Below are 24,973 nucleotides of genomic sequence, written 5' to 3'. Positions count from 1 at the left end.
CGCTTAAACGTATTTCTTGACGGTTGCGGAATACCGTTCGTCCGGCCGGCTCAGAACCGCATCGTACAGCCGTTCGATCTGCTGATTCATGAGTCCGGAATGGAATTTCTCGTTGAAAATGAGCTCGCCTGCCTGCCCCATCTCCTCCAGCTTGCGCTTGTCCAGCGTCTGCAAGATACCGGCGAGCTGCTCCTTGCGCTCGAAATCGAATACGTACCCGTTCAGGCCGTGTCGAACAATCTCCGGAAGCGCGCCCCGGTTGCTGGCGATGACCGGCTTGCCGTTGCGCAGCGCCTCGATCGCGACGATGCCGAATCCCTCCCAGCGGGACGGAACGATAATGGCATCGCAGGCTTTCATGTAGCGGTCGATCTCCGAATGCTCCACCCAGCCGAGGCGGATCGCGTTGTCCGGATACCGGTGCTCGCTCTGTTTCAGCACGGAATCGCCGGCCAAATACAGGTCGATGTGCGGAAATCGCTGTTCGTTGAACACGTCGAGCAGAAGATCCAGCCCTTTCTGCCGATCAAAGCGCCCGACGAAGAGGAGGTTAATCTTGTCCGGTTTGACGGGAATGGGCGAGAATCCCGCATCGGCGGAGGCATCGGACACGCCGTTATACACGACGACCGATTTGCGCGGGGGCAGCCCATAATTCAGAGCCATCGCATATTCGTGCTTCGAGATGTGGATAATGGCGTCCGTTCGCAGCGACAGTATCTTCTCCGCCCATGCGAACAGCTTGCGCTTCCAGGATTTAGTATCCATCAGAAAAGCCCAGCCGTGCGAGCAATAGACGATGACGGGACGCTTCCTCTTGAAAAAAAATAGCGTTCGCAGAAAAACGCCCGCGAACGTCCCGTGCACATGTACAATATCCGGCTGAAGCTCGTGAATCTTTTTGCGAATCTCCATCATTGCTCTAAGAAAATAGGCCGGCTTCCGCCTGTAAGGATACAAAATGAGACGCTCGGGACTGATCTGCAGCGAATGTCGGTTGGAGTTATGCTCGGAGGCCATCAAATAAATGTCGTGATGACCGGCCTGGTGCTTCATGACCTCGTTAAGATGAGTTTCGACTCCGCCCTTCGTAAACTCGGACAGATGAAGGATTTTCGCCATTGTATCGCCTCCGTTGTCTGTTTAGAATGCGTCCCGGGAGCCGGCAACGGCCTTAAACGTTCTCAGCATGATTTTGAGATCGAACCAGAGACATCTCTTCTCGATATAGGCGATGTCAAGCTCGACCATTTCCTTAAAGCTGAGACTGCTTCTTCCGCTTACCTGCCACAATCCCGTACAGCCCGGCGTGACGGATAGCCGTCTTTTGTCGCGCTCCGTGTATTCCTCCACTTCCCTGGGTAGAGGGGGCCGGGGGCCGACGAGCGACATTTCGCCTTTGATCACGTTGAACAATTGCGGCAGCTCATCGATGCTCGTCTTGCGAATGAACCTGCCGATCTTTGTCACACGCGGATCTTCCTTCATTTTGAACATCGCGCCGTTGATCTCGTTGCGGTCGAGCAGCTCCTTCAGCTTGTCTTCCGCATCGGTATACATCGAGCGAAGCTTGTACATGCAAAAGGGTTTCCCGTCCTTGCCGATTCTCGTTTGGCGAAAAATAACCGGACCTTGCGGGTCCTCCCACTTGATCAACGCAGCGGCGACGGCCAGCATCGGACTTATCAGCACCAGCCCCGTCAGCGATCCGATCAGGTCGACGGTCCGCTTCATCGCGGAATAGAGGGAGAATGTCCTCCGCGTTTCCCGTTTGCGCAGGACAGTCGGGCGGTAATTCGAAGATGCTCCTCCTATCGCTTCGTCCCGGTAATGCGGACCGGTATTCATCAGGTATCGCCCCTTCCCGAAATTAATTGCTTCACCAGTTCGCGGTCCATGATCTCCTCCAGTTCTGTCATCAATACGTGCCTTAATTCGCGATTGCGCAGCGCGAAATTGATCGTCGTCATTATGAAGCCGATCTTCTCGCCCACGTCGTACCGGACGCCTTGGAAATCGTACGCGTAAACGCCCTGATCCTCGTTCAATTTCTGAATCGCGTCGGTTAGTTGGATTTCTCCGCCCGCGCCCAGCTCGTGCCGGCCCAAATATTCGAAAATTTCGGGCGTCAGCACGTACCGGCCCATAATGGCCAGATTGGAGGGAGCTTGTCCTTGAGGCGGCTTCTCCACGAAGCGGTTGACCCGGTACAGCTGCCCCGTCCTTTCGCCCGGATCGACGATGCCATAGCGGTGCGTCTGATCTACGCCTACCGTCTGCACGCCGATGATCGAACGACCCGTATGCTCGAACTGTTCGATCAACTGCCGGGTGCAAGGCACCTCGGCCTCTACGATATCGTCCCCGAGCAATACCGCGAACGGCTCGTCGCCGATGAAGTTGCGCGCGCACCATACGGCGTGTCCCAGCCCTTTGGGCTCTTTTTGCCGGATATAGTGCAGATTGACCTGGGAGGATTTGCGGACCTTCTCCAAAATGTCCAGCTTCCCTTTCTCCTCCAGCGTGTGCTCCAGCTCGAACGCGATGTCGAAATGGTCTTCGATCGCCCGTTTGCCTTTGCCTGTGACGACGATAATGTCCTCGACGCCGGACTCGATCGCTTCCTCGACGATATATTGGATGGTCGGCTTATCAACAATGGGAAGCATCTCTTTGGGCATCGCTTTCGTGGCCGGCAAAAAACGGGTGCCGAGACCTGCGGCGGGAATAATCGCTTTTTTCACTCTCACCATTTTGATCTCACCTATCCTTTTGATTTATGTCTGATTCAATGCCGAATCCGCTTCTCTGAACCTCTTCGTGATTAAAATTGGACTTTTGGACTTCCTTGCAAATCAGGGTTAAAAAGTTCGATTTTCAGCACCGAGAAGGTTGGATGAAGACCGGTGATGAGGAACGGAGTGTAGGCAAACCTACATGAGTACCGGAAGATCCGGCTGAATTCAAGATTCGACGCCGAATCTGCTTCCTCGAACCTCTTCGTGATCAAAATTGGACTTTTTGACTTCCTAACATGGGCATCGAACCCTTCCTCACGTCACACCCTCGACGATATACGTCTAAGGTCGGCTGACCCACAGCATGACCGAGTGCCTCCGGTGATAGAGGTGCAGGAGACATTACCTTACGTGCAAGCGTTCCTCGCCTAAAGCCTTCGCTCAGGCATCGTTTCGATCGCCGTAATAGTAGTAATAGCTATCCGAGTGTTTACGCGGAACGTTGTTGAGCACGACGCCGATCAATCTGGCCTTCACATGGTCCAGTGACGCTTTCGCTCTAAGCGCGACGTCTTTCTTCACTTTGCCTGCTTCGACGACGAGAATGACTCCGTCGCTCTGGGCGGCCGCAATCTGCGCGTCCGTTACGTACATCAGCGGAGGCGTGTCGATGATCACGACGTCGTATCGTTCCCTCGCGGTCTCCAGCAACGCGGCCATCCGCTTGGAAGCTAGCAATTCCGACGGATTCGGCGGCGTCGGACCGGCAGAGATGATCGCCAGATCGTCGGTATTTGTTTGCTGGATCACGTCCTGCAGTTCCTTTTGCCGGAATAGGGCGGTCGTTAGGCCGAGCCGGTTCGATTTTCCGAACAGATGATGCTGCGACGGCTTACGCATATCCGCATCGATCAGCAGCACCTTCTTGCTTGTCTGGGCGTAAGCGACGGCCAGATTGGCGCACGTCGTACTTTTGCCTTCTCCCGGCTTGGAAGAGGTGACCACGATCACTTGCAGCGTCTGGTCGATCGCCGAATACTCGACGTTGGTCCTCAGCATTCGGTACCCTTCGGAGATCGGGGATTTGGGATTCGCGTCCGTAATGACGCTCCACTTATAACGAGACATGGTTTTCCCTCCTGTTCGTTTGCAACTGCACTTTGCCGTTTCCTCGATCGGAAGAGTCCTTCTCTTTGAACCTCGGAATCGCGGTCAGCACCGGAACTTGGAACAGCGTTTCAATGTCCTCCTCCGTTTTGATCGTGTCGTCCAAATATTCCAGCAGGAAAGCGAGACCCACGCCGAGCATGAGCGACAGAAGGAGCGCGGCTGCGATGTTCATGTTCGGATTTGGAGCGACCGGACCGCGAGCTTCTTGGGGATCGGCAAAATCCAGAATGGACACGTTGTCGACCTTCATCAGCTCGGGGACCGATTTCTGGAAAACGACCGCCACAGCGTTGGCCGCCTTGGCCGCCCGCTCGTAGGAATGGTCGCGGACGGAGATCGACATGACCTGCGTTTCATTCACCGAGCTTACGCTCACCTTGCTGATCAGTTCGCCATACGACAGGTTCAGCTCTGGATAATCCTTGCTGACGCTTTTCATAATGCGCGGCGTCTTAATAATTTCTTTGTAGGTTTTGATGAGGCCGATGGTGGAATTGATGGAACCGACATCGATGCTGGGAAGCAAAGAGCTGCTTTCCTTGTACTGGTTGACGATCAGCTTGGCCGATGCCTGATATTGCGGCGCGATGAAGTAGTAGGAATAGATGCCGACGCTCAAGCAGACGACGGTTGCGATCAGGGCGATCAGGAGCAGTCTTTTTTTGACGATGAGCCAGTATTGTTTCAGTTCCATCTTTTTTCCTCCGTCGCTTGTAAGTTTTCTTGCTCTTCAGAATTCGAAAATCAGTTCGATTAGAATAATAAAATTTAAAAGTTATTCAAAACGAGAACTTTTGGGCCAATTAAAAACGACTGCATCGTCCTTTGATCGGAGCATGTCGTTTTTATCGGAGATCGTGCTGAAGGGAATAGAACGCAATTTCCCCGGCCCTGCATGATCGAAATGATCCGGACGAAGCGCCGCTCCATCCGACAAATCCATTCGTTTCACGAACAAACAAAATCGCCTATCCATCGTCGCAAGCTTGGCCGGAGTCGTTCATATCGGCCGCTTCCGGTCTATGCCACGCGACGTTCATAAAGTCTCTGATCGTTCCGCCATTCAAAATATACTCCACCATCGTCTTTGCGTCGGCCTCTATTCCAAGCTTCCCTAACGTCAGGGAAACAAGCTCGGCCACGTCGACCGTTCCATCCCGGGGATCGTATCCGGTGTAGGCCAGAAGCTCTTCCCACGACCACGCGCTTGCGGAGTCGTGTCGGCGGCTCAGAGAAGCGTCCTGCGAGAGTCTTTCCAAAAAAAGCTTAAGCCTCTCCTGCTTCTGCTTCAGCGCCGGATTCGAAACGTTCATCTCCAATCACCTTCGCTTGCGGTAGAAGTTTTGAACTTTTCTCCTCTAACCGATTCGTCATCGAGTCGTCGTCAACCGGGTTCGCCGCGATTTGAACTAAGTATGACATAGAAAATCGAAATTCAAGAGGGATTAAAGACATGATGCCTATTAGCCATTCCTGCTCATTTTTAGAAGTCGACCGCAACCGGAAAACCGACTATTCAGAGTGCCAAGGCGTCGTTTCGTTCAATGGAAGCGCTCTACTTCCGCGAGGTCCTATTCAGACTATAGACCCGCCGTTCAGAAACGAACCCGCTTTCGCCCGCCCTTGCCCAGTCAAGGATTTCGAATATTCGTGCCGATGGTTCAGACTCTAAGCCGAGAAAAAAGGCGATTTCAAACATGGGAAAAGAGGGACTTAGGACAGTCATTCGAAAATCTCTAGGAGGATTCAACCATTTTACGGAGGGATGCAACGTTTTACCCACTAAAAACATCGTCAATTTGGAATCGCTTACAATTGGATTGAAATCTAAAAAAATTCGGCAATTTGCCCGAATCTTCCCCTTCGCTTATTCCTTTTTTCATAATTTTCCTCCTATTCGGTCGTCATCTGTCGCCCGTTCGTCTTTTCGAGTCCCGATTGCTTCACCGGTTACTTGCTTCTCCAGCATTAATTTCGTTCCGATTATCACGATGACCCGGTAAAAAAGGAGAGCAAGCGTCTCAATAAAGTATCCGACGCCGTGGCCGACGGAGGACTATCGAAGGGCATGTCGTCGGCAACGCATCGGGCATTGCGCTTGTAATACGCCTCCCATGGTTCGCCCATGCGCTGGCGAATCGCCCCATAGGCCTCCCGCATTCGAAACCCCCTTCGCTCATGATGGTGGGCGTCCGACGACACAACGTGAATGAGCCCGCTCTCGCACAGCGTCCATGCGGCTTGCCGGACCTGCCTCCCGAAGTCGCCCAACAGCGAATGCGTCGTCATTTGCGCGCAGGCGCCGAGCTCGACCAGTTCGGCAAGCAGACGAGGATGCTTGACGATTTCCGCATTGCGCTCAGGATGCGCGATAATCGGCCGCAGGCGCAGCACGCCAAGCTCATGGATCAGCTCTTTCATATCCTTGGGGACGTGCGAGAAAGGCATTTCGATCAACACGTAAGCGGAATCGGCCAGCGTCAGCAGTTCCCCCCTATGCCATGCCTCCAGAAGGTCTCCATGCACGCGAATTTCCTGCCCCGGCGCGACCGTGACGGGAACGCCTGCATCCGCCAAACGCTCATTCGTTCGGTTAACGTGTGCCCGAACTTCCACAGCCGGGTTATCGTAACGACCGTTCGCATGATGAGGCGTAGAGATCAGCTTCGTTATGCCTTCGGCCGCGGCCGCTTTGGCCATGCTCAATGTATCGTTCCAATCCGCTGCCCCATCGTCAAGGCCCGGCAAAATATGCGTATGAATATCGATCATGCGAATCGTCGCCCCCTTAATCGAATGAATAGGGTCGGCTTGCCCCAGACAAACTCGACCCTATTCTAGCATATTGGCTCGCCCGAAGGAATGCGCGCGAAGTCGGAACCTCCGCACGCCCTGGCCATAAAAAAGGAGCGCCCGGGAGCGCCCCTATACGAACTATTCAGAGATTACAGACGAGCTTCCAAAGCCTTCTTCTGCTCTTCAAAGCCCGGCTTGCCGAGAAGCGCGAACATGTTCTTCTTGTACGCTTCGACGCCCGGCTGGTCGAACGGATTGACGCCAAGCAGGTAGCCGCTCACGCCGCACGCGATCTCGAAGAAGTACACCATGTAGCCGAATGTGTGCGGACTCATGTCCGGCAAGTTGACGATCAGGTTAGGCACGTTGCCGTCCGTATGGGCGAGCAGCGTTCCCAGGAACGCCTTCTTATTGACGAAATCAAGCGTTTGACCGGCCAGGAAGTTCAAGCCGTCCAGGTCGTCCGCGCTTTTCTCGATCGTGATCTGATCGGACACTTCGCCCACCTGAAGCACCGTCTCGAAAATAATCCGATTGCCTTCCTGAATAAATTGCCCCATCGAGTGCAGGTCGGTAGAGAAGTCGACGGAAGCCGGGTAAATGCCCTTGTAGTCCTTGCCTTCGCTCTCGCCGTACAGTTGCTTCCACCATTCGGAGACGAAGTGCAGACCCGGCTCGTAGTTGACGAGAATTTCGATCGCTTTGCCTTTGCGATAGAGCGCGTTGCGGACAGCCGCGTATTGGTACGCTTGGTTTTCGCTCAGGTTAGGGTTGTTGTATGTTGTAGCCGCGTCTTGCGCGCCCTTCATCATCGCTTCAATGTCGATGCCCGCCGTCGCGATCGGCAGCAAGCCGACTGCCGTCAGTACGGAGTAGCGGCCGCCGACGTCGTCCGGAATGACGAACGACTCGTAGCCTTCCTCGGTCGCCAGCACCTTCAATGCGCCGCGCGCCTTGTCCGTCGTTGCATAGATGCGCTTGCGCGCTTCTTCCTTGCCGTATTTGCTCTCCAGCGCTTCGCGGAAAATACGGAAGGCGATGGCCGGCTCGGTTGTCGTTCCGGATTTGGAGATGACGTTGATCGACCAGTCCTTGCCCTCCAACGCTTGCAGCAGGTGAGTAACATAAGTCGAGCTGATATTGTTGCCGGCGTAGAAAATTTGCGGAGTTTTGCGCTGCTCCTTGGACAGCGTATTGTAAAAGGAATGCTGCAGCATTTCGATTGCCGCGCGCGCGCCCAAGTAGGAGCCGCCGATGCCTATAACGATCAGCGCGTCCGAATCGGACTGGATTTTCTTCGCGGAGCTCTGAATGCGGGCGAATTCCTCTTTGTCGTAGTCGAACGGCAGGTTGATCCAGCCCAGATAGTCGGAACCCGCTCCGGTTCCGTTATGTAATTGCTCGTGAGCGAGCTTGACGGCCGGCGCCAGATTGTCGATCTCATGTTGACCGACGAATTGCAGCGCTTTGGAATAATCGAATTGAATCGTTTTGCTCATTGCTCTCTCCCTTTCTCTCTCGACCTCGAAGGGTCTGGGTCATGCATATTAGCTATAGGATACTGAATTATTGAACTTCATACAAGCAGGCTACGATGAAGGTTTGATGAAGATATGCCGATCTCGCCCCACATAAGAAAAAATGACTCTCCATAAGTCGCTTATGGAAAGTCATTTTACTTCAGCGCAATTTGTCGCAGCTTGCCGTCCAGCTCCCTCATCCGGTCATCGGGATGGGGAACGGGGAGCGCTTCGTTAACGATACTAAGAGAATAAGACGAAGCTCTGGCCGCCAGCTTCTTATCGCTCAACTGTGGAAAAAGCTCCAGAATCGCCTCGCGGCACTCTTGTCGCGCCAGCATTCCGCCGATGGCCACATCAATGCCGTAGCGGCCCGCGTCTCGCGCCTGCGGCACGGAATTGTCTTCATCGGACGAAAAATCTCCCAGCACCTCGCGCAGCCAGGAGACGCTGAGCGCAAACCATTCGGCGAACCGCGGGTTGACGTTCGAACGGTAGCCTCCCGACGTATGCGTCTTCGCCAACGACAGACCGTGGCCGCCGCTTTGGAAAATATGCGCCTCGAACGGAATGCCCTTCTCGTCCAGCGCCCGCATGAAGCTTATCGTATTTTCGACCGGAGCCGCAGTATCGTCGCAAGCCGCAAACAGAAATGCAGGCGGCGTCCGTTCGTCGATCTCACGATGCACGGACGGAATAGGAACGGCCAGCACCTCGCTCATCGAGGACAGAATGCACGGATAGCCCAGTAGGAGCGCATTCGGCCGAACGCGCCCCATCGTGCCGAGCGCGGCTGCCAGATGGCCGCCCGCCGAAAAGCCTATGGCCGCGATTCGTTCCGGATCCACGCCCCACCCGGCGCTCCTCATGCGGATGACGTCAAGCGCCTCTTCCGCGTCCAACAGCGGTTCGGGGAACTCGGTTCGCACGGAATAACGCAGCACGAACGCTTGAAAGCCTTCCGCCAAATACGCCATTGCGACCGGCTCGGCTTCGCGGTCCGAGAGGCCGCGATAGCCGCCGCCCGGAAATACGAGCACCGCCGGCCGAAGGGCCGCATTGCTCAGTTCGGGCGAAGCGTCGAGCAAGTAAGCCGTCAGCTTCACTTCCGCGCGTCCGCGCAACGCAATCGTTTCCGTCCTCATTTGCGCGGCGGCATCAGCCAGGCATGGGCGGGATCGTTGTGGAATTTCCACGTGCGAACCGGCCCGGCCATGACGTTCAAATAATAAACCTCGTAGCCTGGGGGCGCCGACACCGGATGATAGCCCTTGGGCACCAGAACCGTTTCGCCGTCGCGTACGGCCAGCGTCTCGTTCAACGTCAAGTCGTCGGTGTAGACGCGCTGCACGGCAAAGCCTTGCTCGGGCTGAACGTGGTAGTAGTACGTTTCCTCCAGCAGCGATTCGTCCGGCAACGCGTCCCGGTCGTGCTTGTGCGGCGGATAGCTGGACCAGTGACCGGCCGGCGTAAACACCTCCACGACAAGCAGGCTGTCGGCCGCTTCCGACTCAGGCAAAATATTATGAATCAGCCGCTCGGTAGAGCCGCTGCCGCGAAGCTCCACTCCGACGGCGTCGGGCTCGATCAGCCGCGCCGGAAGACGCGTCGTGCCGGGAGCGAGACATACGGCCAATTCCAGCTCTGTCAAAGCCGTAACCTCGTACGTATCGTCTGCAGGAACGTATACGGAATACGGCGGTATTTTCTCGAATACGCTCATCCGCTGTCCGATGCCTACCCATATTTCACGGTTGGTCCGAACGTCCGCTCTGCCGCTCAGCAGCACGAGACATGCTTCGTTGTCGCCCGTGCTCCGGCTCAGCGTCTGACCCGGAAGCAGGCGGAACACCTCGAAGCCGACGTATTTCCAGCCCGCCGAAGCCGGAGTTACGGCCAGCACGCGTCCATCCGCGCCAGGAGTAGATTCCGGCGTTACGATCAGCTTGCTCATTCGACATTCCCTCCCCGATCCTGTGCGACGGCTCCCGAGCTTACCATCGAGCAGTCACCATTTTTTTGCGCGTGTAAAATTCCACTCCGTCCGGCCCGTTGGCGTGCAGGTCGCCGTAGAACGACTTTTTCCAGCCCGAGAACGGGAAAAACGCCATAGGAGCGGGTACGCCAACGTTAATGCCGAGCATGCCGGCGTCGATCGTCTCGCGGAATTGCCTTACTGAGCTTCCGTTTACGGTGAACAGACAAGCGCCGTTAGCGAAGTCCGAGCGGTTGGCGATCTCGATAGCCTCGTCCAACGATTCCGCCCGCATAATCGACAGCACCGGAGCAAAAATTTCGTCGCGCCAAATGCTCATCTCGCAATTCACATCGTCGAAAATCGTCGGGCCGACAAAATAGCCCTCTCCGCCAACAGCCGCATCCTCGCGTCCGTCCCGCAGCAGCTTCGCTCCTTCTTGCTCGCCCGCAGCGATATAGCCAAGCGTTCTCTCCTTATGGGAGTCCCGAATGACCGGCCCGAGAAACACGCCCTGCTCCAAGCCGTTGCCGATCGTAATCGCATCCGCCGCCTGCTTCAGCTTGTCGGTGAGACGGTCGGCAATGTCGCCGACGGCCACGACGACCGCACAGGCCATGCAGCGCTCTCCCGCAGAGCCGAACGCTGCGCTCACGATCTGCGTAACGGCGGCGTCGAGGTCGGCGTCCGGCATAACGATCGAATGGTTTTTGGCGCCGGCCAGCGCCTGAACCCGTTTGCCGTTCGCGCTTGCCGTCTTGTGGACGTACTCCGCCACCGGCTGCGAGCCGACGAACGAGACGGCCGCAATGCCCGGATGCTCAAGAATGCCGTTAACGACGTCGCGTGCGCCATGTACGAGATTGAATACACCGTCCGGCAAGCCCGCTTCCGCGAACAGCTCGGCCAGCCGTTGGGCCAGCAGCGGAGTCCGCTCCGACGGCTTCAACACGAACGTATTGCCGCAAGCGATCGCGAGCGGGAACATCCAGCACGGCACCATCATCGGAAAATTAAACGGCGTAATGCCGCCGATCACGCCGATCGGATAACGGTACATGCCGGATTCCATGTTCGAGGCGATGTCGGGAAGCTGCTTGCCCATCATCAGCGTAGGCGCGCCGGCCGCGAACTCGACGCATTCGATGCCGCGCTGCACTTCGCCGTAGGCTTCCGCGTAGCTCTTGCCGTTCTCCTGCGTAATGATGCGCGCCAGTTCCTCCCAACGCTCCACGAGCAGCTGTTGGTACTTGAACAATACCCGCGCGCGCCGCGGAACCGGCGTGCGGCTCCATGTCCGGAACGCCTCTTGCGCTGCGCGAACTGCAGCATCGACCTCTTCCTTGCTGGAGATCGGCACGTTCGCAATGACTTCGCCCGTCGCCGGATTGTACACCGGCTCCGTTACTCCAGATTCGGACGGCACCCATTTGCCGCCGATATAGTTGCTAAGCGCCGCGGAACCGGCGGATTCGTTGTAATTGGTCATCGGTTTCATTCCTCTCTTCTTCTATACGTGCATTTAGGTAGCGGTAATCTCTCCACGTTCGCATCTGGCGATATAATCGTGAACCTGCTCGGCCGTAGGCATCGCGTCGGAGCAGCTATGGCTGGAGATGACGATACACGCGGCCGCGCTTCCGAACGACATGCAGCGCGCGATCTCCCAGCCCTGCATCAATCCGTACAGGAATCCGGCCGCATACGAATCGCCGGCGCCGAACGTTTTGACGACCTTCGCCGGATAGCTGACGGCGCGATGGGACGCGCCATCCTTCGTATAGGCGATGGAGCCTTCCTTACCGTGCTTGATGATGACGATTTTCGCCGCGTAGTTGAACCACTTGGCCGCCGTAATCTCGTCCAGACGCTCCGGATTGCGCTCGAACCGCTCCATCATGTCGAACTCTTCTCTCGTGCCGACGATGATGTCGCATTTTTCCGCAACCAGATTGTAATAGACGGCCGTCTCGGCATCCGACGACCACGTATAAGGACGATAATCGATATCGAAAGCAATCGCGACGCCATGCTTGCGCGCATAGTCGATCGCCAGAAACACCGCTTCCCGCGAAGGGCTTGCGGCCAGCGCCGTGCCGGATACGAGCAGCATTTTTGCGCCGGCAATCAATTCCTCCGGCACTTCCTCCGGCTGAAGCTTCAGGTCGGCGACATTGTCGCGATACATCAGAATACTGCAATCGCTCGGACTCTTGATCTCCGTAAACGCAAGCCCCGTCACCGCTCCGGTCCGATCCGTCGTCACCCCGGAGGTCGAGATGCCGTTGCGCTCCAGATAATCGGTAATAAAACGTCCCATCTGATCGTTGGCCACCTTGCCGACAAAACCGGTTTTCATCCCGAGACGGGCCATGCCAATGGCAATGTTGGCCGGCGATCCGCCGACGTATTTGGTGAACGTGGACGTCATTTCCATCGGGCGATTAATCTCATTGGCGTTCAGGTCGATGCACAGTCGGCCAATGGCTACGAAATCCGTCTGCTTGGAACTGTCGAATGTAATATAGCTCATAATGGCTCCTCCCCCGGCTCAGTAAGGTCCCGCTTCCCGGATTTTTGCTTTCATCGCTCCGTGCGCTTCCGCCACTTTATCCGATACCGATACCTCGGGAACGTCGACGCGCCACCACGATTCGTAACCGGACGTATTCGTTCCCGGTACGACGGGAATTTCGATCAGCGTCGAGATCGTCTCGGCTTTCGCCAGCCGCAGCGCCTCACGCAGCTCCTCGGCATTTCCGGCCTTATAGGCTTTAGCGCCAAGGCTACGGGCATGTGCGGCAAAATCGATCGGCATATAGTCGCCGGTCAGACGTCCTGTCTGCTGCGAGCGATAGCGGAACTCGTTGCCGAAGCCGTCGCTGCCGTGACCGCGCTGCAGATTGTGAATGCACTGGAAGCCGTGGTTGTCGAACAGCAGAACGGTAATTTTCCGGTTCTCTTGCAGACTCGTCACCAACTCCGAATGCAGCATGAGATAGCCGCCGTCGCCGACAAGCGCATAGACCTCCCGCTCCGGTTCGGCAAGCGCCGCGCCGAATGCGCCGCTGACCTCGTACCCCATACAGGAGAAGCCGTATTCCATGTGATAAGTTTTCGGCTCGGACGAGCGCCATACGCGGTGCAAATCTCCTGGCAGGCTGCCCGCAGCGCAGACGACAACCGAAGACGGTTCGATCGTCTCGTTAATGACTCCCAGCGCCCGCGTTTGGGATAGCCCGTCAGGATGCTCTTCCGCATACAACCGGTCGACTTCTGCGTCCCACTCCCGCTTGCGCGATTCTAATACGCCCGCATCATATGCAGTACGGTATCCTTGCGCCGTCAGCGTCTCGCGCAGCGCCGTCAACCCTTCGCGTGCGTCGGCGGTCAAGGCCGTTCCGCCAAGTTTGGCGGCATCGGAGCCGTTCGCGTTAATGCTCAACACCTTCGTTTCACCGAAGCGGAAAGCCGACTTCGACGACGTTGTGAAGTCGGAATAGCGCGTCCCGACGCCGATGATCAGATCCGCTTCCTTCGCTTGAAGGTTGGCGGACAGCGAGCCGGTCACGCCGATCGCTCCCAGGTTCAGCGGATGATTCCACGGCAGCGCGCTTTTGCCGGCCTGCGTCTCCGCGACCGGAATGCCCAGCGCCTCCGCGAATTCGCGCAGCTCCTGTGTCGCGTCCGAATAATGCACGCCGCCGCCCGCGATGATCAGCGGACGCTTGGCTTCCGCTACCAGGGAAGCTGCCAATTGCAGCGCCTCTTTCGAAGGAGGACGACGGTCGATGCGATGAACCCGTTTAGCGAAAAATTCCGCCGGGTAGTCGTAGGCTTCCGCCTGCACGTCTTGCGGCAAAGCCAGCGTCACCGCTCCAGTATCAGCCGGATCGGTCAGCACTCTCATCACCTGTTGTGCAGCCGTCATCAGCTGCTCCGGACGAACGATCCGGTCCCAGTACCGACTGACCGGCTTAAATGCATCTGCCGCGGACACCGTGTAATCGGAGGCGACTTCGAGCTGCTGCAGCACCGGGTCCGGTTGCCGCGAAGCGAAGTTGTCGCCGGGCAGCAGCAGCACCGGAATTCGGTTCACCGTTGCCGTTGCCGCAGCCGTCACCATGTTCAGTGCTCCAGGGCCGATGGACGACGTGCACGCATAGATCTGCAAGCGATTGCTCTGTTTGGCGAACGCCGTCGCCGCATGAACCATACCCTGCTCGTTCTTGCCCTGAACGTACTGCAGCTCCCCCGGAGCGCGCTCCAGCGCCTCGCCGATCCCCGTCACATTGCCGTGCCCGAAGATGCCCATGACGCCGCGAACGAACTTGCTCTCTCGCCCGTCTACCGACACATACTGATTGTCTAAAAAAGCAAGCAGCGCTTGCGCCATCGTTAATCGTACCGTTTTCATGTCCGTCTCCTTTCTTATTTCCGCTTCATTTATCGTTGATGCGTTCCGGATGCCACCGAGGATGAACTCCACAAGATAACGCCGGACTAGTTACGGTTTCCCAGAGCGTTGGACAGTTCGCCGACCTCTCATCCACGCTTCTTACGGTCTCCCAGACCGTTAGACAGTCCGCCGACCTCTCATCCACGCTTCTTACGGTCTCCCAGACCGTTAGACCGTCCGCCAGCCTCTCATCCACGCTTCTTACGGTCTCCCAGACCGTTAGACCGTCCGCAGACCTCTCATCCACGCTTCTTACGGTCTCCCAGACCGTTAGACCGTCCGCAGACCTCTCATCCGCGACTCTTACGGTCTCCCAGACCGTTAGACAGTTCGCCAGCCTCTCATCCACGCTTCTTACGGTCTCCCAGACCGTTAGACCGTCCGCAGACCTCTCATCCACGCTTCTTACGGTCTCCCAGACCGTTAGACCGTCCGCAGACCTCTCATCCGCGACTCTTACGGTCTCCCAGACCGTTAGACAGTCCGCCACCAGCTCAGCACGCTGCCTACTTCATCCTCGAGACATATTCGGCCAGCATCCGCGCTCCGAAGCCGGTTGCGCCGACGGCGTGTTGTCCTTTGGCCGACGAAGCTTCCTTCGTGCCGCTCATATCGATATGCGCCCATCTGAGGGAGGGATGAACAAACTTGCGCAAAAACAGCGCCGCCGTAATCGCGCCCGCCTCGCCGACCCGGCTGATGTTGCTCGTATCGGCGTAATCGCTGGCTAGATAAGCCTCGTATTCGTCAATGAGCGGAAGCTGCCAGACGCGCTCTCCGAATGGCTCGCCCGCTGCCCGTACATCCCGCGCAAGCTCATCGTCGCCGAGAATACCGGCCACTTTAGTGCCGAGGGCTCCTACAACGGAATAGGTTAACGTTGCCACGTCGATCGCCTGCTCTGCGCCAATGCAATGGGCGTAGATCAAGGCATCAGCCAGAACGAGTCGCCCTTCCGAGTCGGTGTTGCCGACCTGAACCGACAAGCCGTTCGCATAAGTAATGATCTCTCCGGGCAGCAGCGCGCGGCCCGAAGGGCTGTTCTCCGCCGCCGGCACCAGTACCGCCGCATTCACGGATGCACCGCTGCGGACAAGAATGTCGAGCGCGGCCAAAGTCGCCCCTGCTCCCGCCATATCCATCCGCATATCGCTGATATCATGATCGCGCTTCAAACTGATGCCTCCGGTATCGAAGGTAATGCCCTTGCCGACCAACGCAACTAAAGGCTTCGACGAGTCGGAGCAGTAGCGAACTTCGATAAAAACCGGCGGATGCTCGCTCCCCTTGCCTACGGCTGTCACTCCTGCGAAGCCCATTTGTTCCAATTGCTCGCCTTCGTACAGAGTCACTTGCGCCTCAGTATCGGTAAAACGCTCCTTCACCCTTGCCGCCAGGTCGAGTGGACGAAGACGGTTCGGCGGCTCGTTGATCAGATCGCGCGCCCAAATCGTGCTCTCCGCCCGTATGCTCCCGATACGAATCGCTTCCCTAAGCGCCGCGTCGTCGCCGACAGCAAGCCGGATCGTCGCAGCCGCGCGGGCCTTGGCGTCCTTCTTATACTTGTCGAAAGAATAAACGCCGAGCAGCGATCCTTCTACCCAAGCCTCTACCTCATCCGTTCCTCCATCGCAAGAAGGTCGCCCTGCAGTCAGCCCCGCAAATATCAAGACGGCCGTTAGCCGATTCTCGCGAACCAGCGCGCGGCCCGCTTCTCCTGCGGCATCCCGCAGCACATGCAGACCGTACTTGGCCGCTTCGCCTAAGCCGACGAAGAGAACGTCGGGCCGACCTTCTGCACCATAGAGCCAGGTCGTCGCATGTCTGTCCGCCATACGAGGCAGCAGCTTGGAAGAAGCCAGCCCCTCTGGCATCCGCTGAAGACTTTCCGCAAACACGGGAACGATCATCGTGTCGACTCCCACAGTATCGCCGTTCCCACCGGTTCCGCTCCCGACACCCGCAGCGCTTGCAGCGATCAGTTCGAAGTTCATCGCACGATCCCTCCGTCCGCTTCGACGATCCAGGTCTCGAAATCGCGGCGCCCTTCCGTCAGTTGAATCACGCGAGCGCCGCGCTGCAGCTTGCCGTAGCAGTTGTAGCCCGTTACTCGACCGTAACAGAGGCGAATGCCGTGAAGCGTGCCGCAATAATCGTTGTCGTGATCGTGGCCGACGAAGGTCCCCATCACATCGCCCATCTGCACCATGGCGCCGAACAAGCCGGTGTTGATTTTCGGACATTCGACCCGCTCTTCCTTCGTGCCCGTTGCCAGTCCGGCCTCCCACACCTCATCGTACTCTGGCACGGGAATGTGGAAAAAAGCGAGCGCCGGCAGCGGTGCCGCTGAGACAGCCTTTGAAACTGCCCCTGAGACTGGCCCTGAAACTGCCCCTACGTCTACAGCTGTCCCCGACCCTGTCGTTGCCTCCGGCCCTTCCACTGTCGTTGACCCTGCCGTTGTCTCCGGCCCTGCCACTGCCGCCGATCCTGTCGCAGCCCTCGCCTCGGGCCCGATTCCCGTTCCGGCCCGTTCCGCCAATTGTCGAGCCTGCTGCGTATACCAATTCACCTGGTCGGTGTGAATCCAGGCGTATCCGCCGATCGGCTCCGGAGCGTTAATGCCGGAATCGAAGAAGTAAAGGGCCGCAGCCACAGCCGCTTCGCCTTCGCTTCCTTGCACCGTTAATACATAATTGCCGGTCCCATGGATGTCAGCAGGGCCGGCAACGGAAAGGCATTTGTCATTTTCCTGCTGAATGGCCAGCAACTCTTCGTGAGTCACGCGCGCTTCGGCGTCATGATTGCCGAATACGGCCGCCCAAGGAAGCCCGGAGGCGACAACCGGCGCGAGCGCCCGGCGAAAGCTCGCTTTAGGATCGGGAACGCCGTGGCTCCAGATCATATCGCCGGTCAGCACGATCAAATCCGGCTTCTCCGAGGCGATGATCCGTTGGACGAGATCAGCCGTCTTGCCGTCGCTGATCCGGTCCTCCTCCTTGTCGTCCCCGAAATGCATATCCGTAAATTGGACAATTTTGAATTTGCCGTCCCCATTAAATTTCAAGCTCATTTTTCTCCTCCTCGGCGCTCGTGCTTCCCCTGTCGACGCTCATCCCTCTTGACCGCCTGCACTTCACTTTCGCGTCTGCAAACCGTCCCGTTAACTCACAGCTTCCCAACTGTCCGTCGTATGCCCGATTTTCTCCGCAATGAACTTTTCCAGCGAAGCCCCGTCCGACGTTCCCGTATTGCCTCCGTACTGGCTGACCGACATCGCCCCGCAGCCGTTGGCGTACAGCAGACTTTGCGCTGCGCTGCGTCCGGACAGAAAGCCGTAAATGTAGCCGGCGTTGAACGAATCCCCCGCTCCCGTCGTATCCCTTACAGTTACCGGAAAGCTGGAGCGGTACGTCGTCGATCCGGCGACTGCCGCAACGGCGCCCTTGGAGCCGAGCTTAAGCACAATATGGCGGCTGTGCCGAGTCAGCACCTGCAGACAATCCTCTATAGTGGAACAGCCCGTGTAGTTCATAGCCTCCACTTCGTTCATGAAAAAGACGTCCACCTCGCCCATCAGCTCAAAAATGCCGTTATACCACTCCCCGGTGTCATCCCAGCCTACGTCGATTGAGGTCGTCACACCCAGCGCCTTGAGTTTCCGGGTCATCTCCATGTAATCCCGATGGTTTTGGCTTCCACGATATCCGGTCAGATGAACGTGGCGACCGGCGGCAACGCTGTCCATATCCAGCTCCATCAGGCTCATCTCCGCGTTGGTGCCGGCATAAGAAATAAAAGAGCGATCCTTCTCTGGATTGATCGCGATGGAGATGCCGGTATTGTTCTTTTTGCTGGTACGAATATATCTGGTATCGATTCCATAACGAGAAAATTGACTCCGGACATATTGCCCGAAACCATCTTCTCCAAGAATCCCGTTAAATGCGATTTTTAATCCGAGCTTGGCCAGCGCCAAGCTGAACAAAGCCGCTCCCCCGCCGACATGCAACGTCATGTTGGGAACGAATACTTCCTGGCCGGGGCCGGGAATTTCCTCGCACCCCGCAACGACCAGATCGATGTTCGCATCGCCGATAACGATTGCGTCATATGATTTCACAGTTGTCACTTCCCCATTGGCTTGCTTATTCCTGTTCCAATCCTTTTATTTCGTCCGCTTGCCGTTCCTGGCTGCGCGAGCTCTCCCGAACGACCAGGCGATGCTCGAGCACAACGTCTCCGTCCGGAGGCGTATCGCCGGCAATCAACTTGAGCAGCACGTCCATCGTCACCCTGCCCATCTGGTGAATCGGTTGCTCCATCGAAGTCAGCGTTGGACGGACAAGCTCGGTCAATTGGCTTCCGTCGAAACCAATGATCGCAATATCTTCCGGCACTCGCAGATTATGATCCCGAATGCAGTTGATGGCGCCGACCGCCATGTCGTCGCTGACCGCGAATACCGCCGAAGGCGGACTGCCCGCGCTCAACATTTCCTTCATCTGGTCGTAGCCGCTCTGAACCTTGTAATCGCCAAAACGGATATGCTCGAACACCAGCTTCTTGCCGAAGTCCGACATCGCATTGCGATAGCCGCTGTACCGATTCTGGCCGGAGGTCACGTCCCGCATGTCTCCGCCGATAAATCCAATCGTCTCGTGCCCCTGCTCGATCAAATAACGCGTTGCATCATAAGAGGCGGCATAGTCGTCGACGATGACCGAAATAAACTTCTGATCCATCGGCTTAACGCTGGAGAAGATGACCGGCGTGTTGATTTTATGAATAAATGCGCGAATTTGCTCGTTTATTTTCTCGTGCATAATAATGATGCCTTCGACACGCATTTCCTGAAAAACGTTTAAATATTTGTACTCTTTGTCGATGTCCTCGCTGATGTTGCAGACAAGCAGATGGTATTCGTTGGCGCTCGCACGTTCCTCGATGCTGCTCAAAATCGTCGAATAAAAGCTGGATGTCAAGTCGGGCACGATGACTCCGATGAGGTTCGTCTTTTTGCGCACCAAGCTGCGGGCGATTTGACTCGGAGCGTATCCCAATTCTTCGATGACTCGGTTCACTTTCGCTTTGAGATCGTCTTTAACGTATTTCTCTCCGTTCAACACTCTGGACACGGTCGTCACAGATACGCCTGCCATCTTGGCCACATCTTTGATCTTAACCTGCATCTCATTCACCTCGTCGCAAACTAAAAAAGCATCCAACTGACATAATTCGCCGAAGCCGCCGCCAACTCCTTCCAACTTCCTACTAAATCATTCCTTTTCCACGAATAGCGGTTGAGAAAATGCGGAATATCCGCCTTCCAAATACACTGCCACGCGTACGTATCCTTCATTGCCTTGGCATTCGTACTGCGCCTGCGAAATTCGGCCGGTCGACTCCTTGAGCACTTTGCCGTCTTTGCCGAAGAACGTCACATATTTGTACATTTTGTCGAGCAGCTCGTTCGAGCGCAGATCCGCTACGATCGTATTGCCTTCGACCCGGATGCCTTCAAAGCCGTATCCCGTCGAGACGTAAAAGTTGCCGGCCTTGATCGCGCGAATGATCGCTTCTGTCGTGTTTTCTTCCGCCATGACGACATTCCAGGCGCGTTTCTCTTGGCCGTATACGTGGGAATCGTCGTTGCCGAAGCCCCATACCCGGTAGCCCGTGGAAAGAATCGCATCCCACTTGTCAAAAGCGATATCGTATTCCGGATTGCCGTCTCCGTTATATACTTCCACGCCGAGATAACGATCCATCGCCAGCATATCTTCCAGATTCCAATAGTTGGAGAAGAAACGATTCGGATGCACAAGCACCGCAAACCCGCCGTTCTCTACCGTCAGATCGACGAAACGCTGGTAATTTTCAATCGTAAACTCGTTGCTGTAGTCTTCCATGATCTTGTGGGGCGGCTGTACGAGAAGCATGTGCGTTTGGCGGCTGCTGACCTCGATCGCTTCGAATACGGTCGGAATTTCCCGTTTGCCCTCGTGCTTCGTAATTTTGTCGTGATCGGAAATGCCGAGAAAATCATACCCGCCATACATTTTATATACCGTTTCTAGCGGAAACCAGCCGTCGCTGTTCGTCGTGTGGTTGTGGAAGCTGCCCTTCAGCCATGTCCCTTGGTTCGTATAAGGGTTTGCTATTTTCATCGCGAATTCCCCCCGCTCTCTGTTCCGAGTTCAAATACCGGTTATTCCTTCATGGAGCCGATCATAATACCTTTGGCAAAATATCGTTGAACAAAAGGATAAATCATAATGATTGGCGTTACAACGACAATAATCATCGCCATCTTCAGAGAGTTGCCCGTCACCTGGATGCGGTCGATCAGATGATAGGAGCCTGCCGCCTGTTCCAGCGTTTCGCGCATGGCTTCCGCGCTCATGAGCATTTCCTGCATCAGCGTCGTCAGCGGACGAAGATTGGCCGATCTCACGTAGAACGCTCCCGTAAACCAGTCGTTCCAGTGGCCAACTGCGTTAAACAACGCAATAACGGCAAGAACCGGTCGGCTCAAAGGCAGGATGATGCGAGTGAAAATCGTGAAATCGTTGTATCCGTCAATCCGAGCCGACTCCTCCAGGCTCACGTGGATCTGTTGGAAAAAGGTACGGAAAATGATCAGGTTCCAAGCGCTGTACAGACCCGGGATAACGTACACCCAGATGTTATTGGTCAAGTAGAGAGATTTCAGCAACATGTAATACGGGATAATGCCGCCGCCGAACAGCATGGTGAAAAACACAAGCATCGTCAGAAATTTTCCGCCGGGAATCGTCTTGCTCTTCAGCGCATACGCCGCCATCGCCGTCAGAAATACGCTTGCGACCGTACCGACAACGGTACGGAAAATCGAGATGCCAAATGCGGTGGCGATATTCGACGACTCGAACACCTTCTCGAAGTTTTCCAGCGACCAAATGCGCGGCCAGAAGTAAATGCCGCCTCTTTCCGCATCCCTGCCCGGATTAAATGCCAGAGCCGTAATGTTCAAGAAAGGAAGAATGATCGACAAGCACAGCGCAACAATCAGGGCGTAGTTGATAAATTTGAACAGTTTCTCGCTTGTACTTGTCTTATAAAATTCGTTACCCACGTACTCCCCTCCTCTGGAAAGGCAGGCGGTTTTATCCGACCGGATAAAACCGCCCTGCTTGATAACTTGCGTTATTCTGAATTAGAATGCGCGATACGAAATCTTCGTGTGCGGATCTGCGTGCTTCTGATCAAGCAGTTTCAGATAGTCGTCCAGTCCGGCAGCCTGCATTTGCTTCAGAGCGCTGTCGATAACTGCTTTTCCTGCTTCCGGAGTTTTGCTGTAGTAAGCTTTAACCAGGCTGTCTTTGTAGTTGTCGAACGCCGCTTTCAGCTCGTTGCCTCTGGCGAATTCGCCCAGGAACGCGTTTGGAGAATAAGCGTCGAAGACGTTGGCGTTCGCGCGCTTCGCGTCCCAGTCCCAATACTTCGCGATTTCCAGCGCGCCTTGGCTCGTCGAGTCCTGCAGCTTATCGCCATACTCCATTTCTCCGAAGTCGGCCATCCAGTCGATGTCGGTGCTGCCGAGCAATTCGCCCCAGTAGTTCTTAACGCCGCCGAAGCCAAGCGCTTTGGCTGCATTCGAGTCATTCGTGCGTAGATCCATAACTTCTTGCTTCACGAGAGGGTTGCCGTCAGCGCCTAACGTATAGTCGCGGCCTTCCAGACCGTATTTCCACAGAAGCTTGCCTTCGCGCGTAGCCAAATAATCCGCGAACTTCATAATGTCTTCCGGATTTTTCGTCGTCGACGGAATCGCCCACGCCGAGTAGCCCGATTTGAATGCGACCTGCATTTGATACTCGCCGTCAATGCCGTTCAAAGGACCCAGCGGCAGATAGTGCATATCTTGGTTGAAATCTTGATAGTTGTGCATGTTGGCGATAATTCCCCATGTGCCGTTAAGCGCGCCTTCCGTCGATTGCGATTCGTCCAGCGTGAAGAATTCCGGGTGAATCAGCTTTTCCGAGAGCAGCTTTTGCACATATTCGACTTTCTTCATCACAAGCGGGTTTTGCGCCTCGTGCTGCATCTTGCCGGATTCGTCCGGACGGATCCATTGATTCTCTTCGCCCCACTCCAGATCGCCGAACAGCTTGCCGATTTCCTGTCCGCCCCAGTAGTTCGGGCCGATCGGAACTACGTCTTTGCCGTTGCTGTCTTTGAAGCCGCCTTGTTTGATCTTCTTCGCCAGCTCGTAAAGCTGATCCGTCGTCTTGATCGTGCGTGGATCAACGCCCAGCGCGTCAGCGATGTCTTTGCGAATGTATGGTCCTCCGGCATATTTGCGGGAGTCGTAACCGCCCTCGCGGTTGACGTTCATGTGAATGAAATAAGTAGAGCCGTTGAATTCCGGACGGAACATAACGCCGTATTTCGTATCGTTAGGCAGAAAATCTTCCTGCAAATATTTGCTGTATACTTTCGTATCTTTCATGAGCGGAGTCAGGTCGGTGAATACGCCTTCACGCGCCGCCTTCAGCACGACCGGCATTTCCGGGCGTCCGCTGTTGTTCAAGTAGAACGCGATGAAATCCGGCAAGTCGTTGGCTGCGATGCCCGCAATGAGTCCGTCGATCGATTTGCTGGCTTTCATGATCTCGATCTCGAAGTCGATACCTGTTCTTTTCTTGATTTCGGCTTTGATCTCCGGGTTCATATCTTCCGTGTAATCGTCGGTGCCCATGAATACGAGCCCTTTGATTTTACGATCGGCGATCCAGGTTGCCGGTTTGTCTGCCGGAGCGACCGAAGCGTCGCCGCTCGGACTGCTGCTTGCATTGCTTCCGCCGTTATTGCTGTTGGAACAGCCCGTGATCAGCATCGTCGCTGCCAGCGGAAGCGCCAAAAACTTCGCCCATTTCTTATTCACGCGTATTTCCCCTTTTCGCTAATTTGTTTTATGAAATACGTCTAAAGACGTTTTCCACCACTGAGAACTTGTCGAATGGAATCGTTACCACAATGCGGTATCGGATACCTTGCGAGAAATTTTGTTCGCTAGTACGACCAGAATCAATCCGATTACCCCTTGCATCATGCCGACTGCCGTTGCGTAGCCATATTGCCCGCCCTGCAAGCCTATTTGAATAATGTAGGTATCAAGTATATCCGCTAGATGCATATTCCCCGGCGTTCGCAGCAGGTAAAGCTGATCGAAACCGGCGGACAAAATGTTACCCAGCGACAAAATGAACAGGATGACAATGGTCGGCGTAATCGACGGAATCGTAATGCTCCACACTTCCCGCAGTTTGCCGGCGCCGTCAATCTTGGCCGCCTCGTACATGTCGGGATTTACTCCGGCGATGGCTGCCATGTAGATGATCGAGTCCCAACCGATCGACTTCCACAGATGACTTCCGAACATGATCTGGTAGAAGTAGTCCGGTTCCATCATGAAGAAGGTGCTTCCGTCTCCGCCCATTCCGGAGATAAACTGGTTAAGCAAACCTGTGTCGGGAGCGAGAATGCGTTGGACCAAACCAACGACGACGACCCAGGAAATAAAGTGCGGCAAGTAAAGAATGCTTTGAGAAATATTTTTGAACCATTTGTTCCGAATCTCGTTAAACATCAAGGCGAGAATGATCGGGAACGGCAGGTACAGAAACAGCTTCATTCCGCTAATAATCAGCGTGTTCTTGATTAACATTCCGCTTTGATAGGAATTAAAGAAGGTCTGGAAGTAATCGAAGCCGACCCACGGACTTCCTAAAATCCCTTTGTTGAACTTGTAATCCTTAAAGGCAAGGAGCAGCCCGCCCATCGGAATGTAGTTGAAAATGATAAAGAAAACGATACAAGGCAACACCATCATGTATAGGTACCGGTGCTTCAGTATTTCCTTCCAGAGCCTCCGTTTTGGAGCCTGCAGCGCCGGCGCGGCGTTCGTTTGCTTCATTGGCGGGAATCACCTTCTTTTCGAAATTTCGTCTGGTATCGATTCCATAATGAGTTTCAAAAACTTTATTAGCTCCCCGTTCGATCCTCCCCCTTTACAGAATTACCGGTTGTTGAACGTCCTGCAAAAGCTTTTCTCCCCTGAAAATGGAACTACTGTCAAAGAGATCGTAGCTGATTTGGAGACTCCGTACAACCCCATTCGGTTAACCGAATGTAAAAACTGTGTAAAAGCGGCGAAAAACTAATTCTTTGGAAATTCAAACCGGAAGCTTTCGCCTGTCTGAGCCTCGTACTCCTCTTTTCTGAAATCGTTACCAGTCGCTTGTTAAAAAATTGCGCTTTGTTTTAGAAA

The 24,973-nt window shown here is 55.5% G+C and carries 22 protein-coding genes; all 22 read right to left on the bottom strand.

Translation table 11 applies throughout. The annotated features are described in order from the left end of the window. Nucleotides 1-3 precede the first annotated feature (3 nt). The 22 genes from DFP98_RS16245 to DFP98_RS16135 all read right to left on the bottom strand — a co-directional run bounded on the left by DFP98_RS16245 (nucleotide 4) and on the right by DFP98_RS16135 (nucleotide 24,619). Complete coding sequence (locus DFP98_RS16245) at nucleotides 4-1,122, bottom strand: glycosyltransferase (RefSeq protein ID WP_116061660.1); 1,119 nt, start codon at nucleotides 1,120-1,122, stop codon at nucleotides 4-6. Nucleotides 1,123-1,143: 21 nt separating this feature from the next. After that, complete coding sequence (locus DFP98_RS16240) at nucleotides 1,144-1,848, bottom strand: sugar transferase (protein WP_116061659.1); 705 nt, start codon at nucleotides 1,846-1,848, stop codon at nucleotides 1,144-1,146. Continuing rightward, a complete protein-coding gene (gene galU / locus DFP98_RS16235; RefSeq protein ID WP_116061658.1) occupies nucleotides 1,848-2,753 on the bottom strand; it encodes a UTP--glucose-1-phosphate uridylyltransferase GalU in 906 nt (301 codons plus the stop codon). Before galU ends, DFP98_RS16240 begins: the two co-directional genes overlap by 1 nt. A 426-nt stretch (nucleotides 2,754-3,179) precedes the next feature. Continuing rightward, nucleotides 3,180-3,866 (bottom strand): CpsD/CapB family tyrosine-protein kinase, encoded by a 687-nt coding sequence (locus DFP98_RS16230; protein ID WP_116061657.1) that lies wholly within the window; start codon nucleotides 3,864-3,866, stop codon nucleotides 3,180-3,182. Further along, a complete protein-coding gene (locus tag DFP98_RS16225) occupies nucleotides 3,853-4,602 on the bottom strand; it encodes a YveK family protein (RefSeq protein ID WP_116061656.1) in 750 nt (249 codons plus the stop codon). The genes DFP98_RS16230 and DFP98_RS16225 overlap by 14 nt, the downstream gene beginning before the upstream one ends. A 274-nt stretch (nucleotides 4,603-4,876) precedes the next feature. Next, nucleotides 4,877-5,221, bottom strand: a complete 345-nt coding sequence (locus DFP98_RS16215; RefSeq protein WP_147310207.1) for a hypothetical protein — start codon at nucleotides 5,219-5,221, stop codon at nucleotides 4,877-4,879. Between the two features lie 673 nt (nucleotides 5,222-5,894). After that, on the bottom strand, nucleotides 5,895-6,680 hold the full coding sequence (locus tag DFP98_RS16210; protein ID WP_116061653.1) for a tyrosine-protein phosphatase: 786 nt from the start codon (nucleotides 6,678-6,680) through the stop codon (nucleotides 5,895-5,897). Nucleotides 6,681-6,853: 173 nt separating this feature from the next. Beyond that, nucleotides 6,854-8,203 (bottom strand): glucose-6-phosphate isomerase, encoded by a 1,350-nt coding sequence (locus DFP98_RS16205; protein WP_116061652.1) that lies wholly within the window; start codon nucleotides 8,201-8,203, stop codon nucleotides 6,854-6,856. Between the two features lie 176 nt (nucleotides 8,204-8,379). Then, the gene (locus tag DFP98_RS16200) at nucleotides 8,380-9,348 is read right to left on the bottom strand and encodes an alpha/beta hydrolase (RefSeq protein ID WP_246016564.1); all 969 of its coding nucleotides are present in this window, start codon (nucleotides 9,346-9,348) and stop codon (nucleotides 8,380-8,382) included. Between the two features lie 17 nt (nucleotides 9,349-9,365). Further along, nucleotides 9,366-10,178, bottom strand: a complete 813-nt coding sequence (gene iolB, locus DFP98_RS16195; RefSeq protein ID WP_116061650.1) for a 5-deoxy-glucuronate isomerase — start codon at nucleotides 10,176-10,178, stop codon at nucleotides 9,366-9,368. Nucleotides 10,179-10,218: 40 nt separating this feature from the next. Further along, the gene (locus DFP98_RS16190; protein ID WP_116061749.1) at nucleotides 10,219-11,688 is read right to left on the bottom strand and encodes a CoA-acylating methylmalonate-semialdehyde dehydrogenase; all 1,470 of its coding nucleotides are present in this window, start codon (nucleotides 11,686-11,688) and stop codon (nucleotides 10,219-10,221) included. Between the two features lie 33 nt (nucleotides 11,689-11,721). Continuing rightward, on the bottom strand, nucleotides 11,722-12,732 hold the full coding sequence (iolC, locus tag DFP98_RS16185; RefSeq protein WP_116061649.1) for a 5-dehydro-2-deoxygluconokinase: 1,011 nt from the start codon (nucleotides 12,730-12,732) through the stop codon (nucleotides 11,722-11,724). Between the two features lie 18 nt (nucleotides 12,733-12,750). Beyond that, a complete protein-coding gene (iolD, locus tag DFP98_RS16180) occupies nucleotides 12,751-14,616 on the bottom strand; it encodes a 3D-(3,5/4)-trihydroxycyclohexane-1,2-dione acylhydrolase (decyclizing) (protein WP_116061648.1) in 1,866 nt (621 codons plus the stop codon). 25 nt (nucleotides 14,617-14,641) lie between these two features. Beyond that, a complete protein-coding gene (locus tag DFP98_RS16175; RefSeq protein ID WP_116061647.1) occupies nucleotides 14,642-15,148 on the bottom strand; it encodes a hypothetical protein in 507 nt (168 codons plus the stop codon). Between the two features lie 16 nt (nucleotides 15,149-15,164). Beyond that, nucleotides 15,165-16,652: a leucyl aminopeptidase family protein gene (locus DFP98_RS16170; protein ID WP_116061646.1), complete on the bottom strand. Its 1,488-nt coding sequence runs from the start codon at nucleotides 16,650-16,652 to the stop codon at nucleotides 15,165-15,167. After that, nucleotides 16,649-17,731 carry a metallophosphoesterase family protein gene (locus DFP98_RS16165; protein WP_116061645.1) on the bottom strand — a complete coding sequence of 361 codons (1,083 nt, stop codon included), beginning with the start codon at nucleotides 17,729-17,731 and terminating at the stop codon, nucleotides 16,649-16,651. The genes DFP98_RS16170 and DFP98_RS16165 overlap by 4 nt, the downstream gene beginning before the upstream one ends. 90 nt (nucleotides 17,732-17,821) lie before the next feature. Beyond that, a complete protein-coding gene (locus DFP98_RS16160; RefSeq protein ID WP_116061644.1) occupies nucleotides 17,822-18,781 on the bottom strand; it encodes a carbohydrate kinase family protein in 960 nt (319 codons plus the stop codon). Between the two features lie 25 nt (nucleotides 18,782-18,806). Further along, nucleotides 18,807-19,850, bottom strand: coding sequence for a LacI family DNA-binding transcriptional regulator (locus DFP98_RS16155; RefSeq protein ID WP_116061748.1), 1,044 nt, complete (start codon nucleotides 19,848-19,850; stop codon nucleotides 18,807-18,809). Nucleotides 19,851-19,937: 87 nt separating this feature from the next. Beyond that, nucleotides 19,938-20,828 carry a CehA/McbA family metallohydrolase gene (locus tag DFP98_RS16150; protein ID WP_116061643.1) on the bottom strand — a complete coding sequence of 297 codons (891 nt, stop codon included), beginning with the start codon at nucleotides 20,826-20,828 and terminating at the stop codon, nucleotides 19,938-19,940. Between the two features lie 41 nt (nucleotides 20,829-20,869). Next, nucleotides 20,870-21,775 (bottom strand): carbohydrate ABC transporter permease, encoded by a 906-nt coding sequence (locus tag DFP98_RS16145; RefSeq protein ID WP_116061642.1) that lies wholly within the window; start codon nucleotides 21,773-21,775, stop codon nucleotides 20,870-20,872. An 81-nt stretch (nucleotides 21,776-21,856) separates the two neighbouring features. Beyond that, nucleotides 21,857-23,587, bottom strand: coding sequence for an extracellular solute-binding protein (locus tag DFP98_RS16140; RefSeq protein WP_246016563.1), 1,731 nt, complete (start codon nucleotides 23,585-23,587; stop codon nucleotides 21,857-21,859). An 84-nt stretch (nucleotides 23,588-23,671) separates the two neighbouring features. Further along, nucleotides 23,672-24,619, bottom strand: coding sequence for an ABC transporter permease (locus DFP98_RS16135; RefSeq protein ID WP_116061641.1), 948 nt, complete (start codon nucleotides 24,617-24,619; stop codon nucleotides 23,672-23,674). Between the last annotated feature and the right edge of the window lie 354 nt (nucleotides 24,620-24,973).

The organism is Cohnella phaseoli (genome assembly GCF_003386235.1).
GTDB lineage: Bacteria > Bacillota > Bacilli > Paenibacillales > Paenibacillaceae > Cohnella > Cohnella phaseoli.
This window is presented reverse-complemented; position numbering and strand designations above follow the sequence as displayed.

Excerpts from the sequence above, each read along its gene's own strand:
- DFP98_RS16245 (WP_116061660.1), bottom strand. The coding sequence starts at position 1,122 with ATGGCGAAAATCCTTCATCTGTCCGAGTTTACGAAGGGCGGAGTCGAA.
- DFP98_RS16240 (WP_116061659.1), bottom strand. The coding sequence starts at position 1,848 with ATGAATACCGGTCCGCATTACCGGGACGAAGCGATAGGAGGAGCATCT.
- galU (WP_116061658.1), bottom strand. The coding sequence starts at position 2,753 with ATGGTGAGAGTGAAAAAAGCGATTATTCCCGCCGCAGGTCTCGGCACC.
- DFP98_RS16230 (WP_116061657.1), bottom strand. The coding sequence starts at position 3,866 with ATGTCTCGTTATAAGTGGAGCGTCATTACGGACGCGAATCCCAAATCC.
- DFP98_RS16225 (WP_116061656.1), bottom strand. The coding sequence starts at position 4,602 with ATGGAACTGAAACAATACTGGCTCATCGTCAAAAAAAGACTGCTCCTG.
- DFP98_RS16215 (WP_147310207.1), bottom strand. The coding sequence starts at position 5,221 with ATGAACGTTTCGAATCCGGCGCTGAAGCAGAAGCAGGAGAGGCTTAAG.
- DFP98_RS16210 (WP_116061653.1), bottom strand. The coding sequence starts at position 6,680 with ATGATCGATATTCATACGCATATTTTGCCGGGCCTTGACGATGGGGCA.
- DFP98_RS16205 (WP_116061652.1), bottom strand. The coding sequence starts at position 8,203 with ATGAGCAAAACGATTCAATTCGATTATTCCAAAGCGCTGCAATTCGTC.
- iolB (WP_116061650.1), bottom strand. The coding sequence starts at position 10,178 with ATGAGCAAGCTGATCGTAACGCCGGAATCTACTCCTGGCGCGGATGGA.
- DFP98_RS16190 (WP_116061749.1), bottom strand. The coding sequence starts at position 11,688 with ATGACCAATTACAACGAATCCGCCGGTTCCGCGGCGCTTAGCAACTAT.
- iolC (WP_116061649.1), bottom strand. The coding sequence starts at position 12,732 with ATGAGCTATATTACATTCGACAGTTCCAAGCAGACGGATTTCGTAGCC.
- iolD (WP_116061648.1), bottom strand. The coding sequence starts at position 14,616 with ATGAAAACGGTACGATTAACGATGGCGCAAGCGCTGCTTGCTTTTTTA.
- DFP98_RS16170 (WP_116061646.1), bottom strand. The coding sequence starts at position 16,652 with ATGAACTTCGAACTGATCGCTGCAAGCGCTGCGGGTGTCGGGAGCGGA.
- DFP98_RS16165 (WP_116061645.1), bottom strand. The coding sequence starts at position 17,731 with ATGAGCTTGAAATTTAATGGGGACGGCAAATTCAAAATTGTCCAATTT.
- DFP98_RS16155 (WP_116061748.1), bottom strand. The coding sequence starts at position 19,850 with ATGCAGGTTAAGATCAAAGATGTGGCCAAGATGGCAGGCGTATCTGTG.
- DFP98_RS16150 (WP_116061643.1), bottom strand. The coding sequence starts at position 20,828 with ATGAAAATAGCAAACCCTTATACGAACCAAGGGACATGGCTGAAGGGC.
- DFP98_RS16135 (WP_116061641.1), bottom strand. The coding sequence starts at position 24,619 with ATGAAGCAAACGAACGCCGCGCCGGCGCTGCAGGCTCCAAAACGGAGG.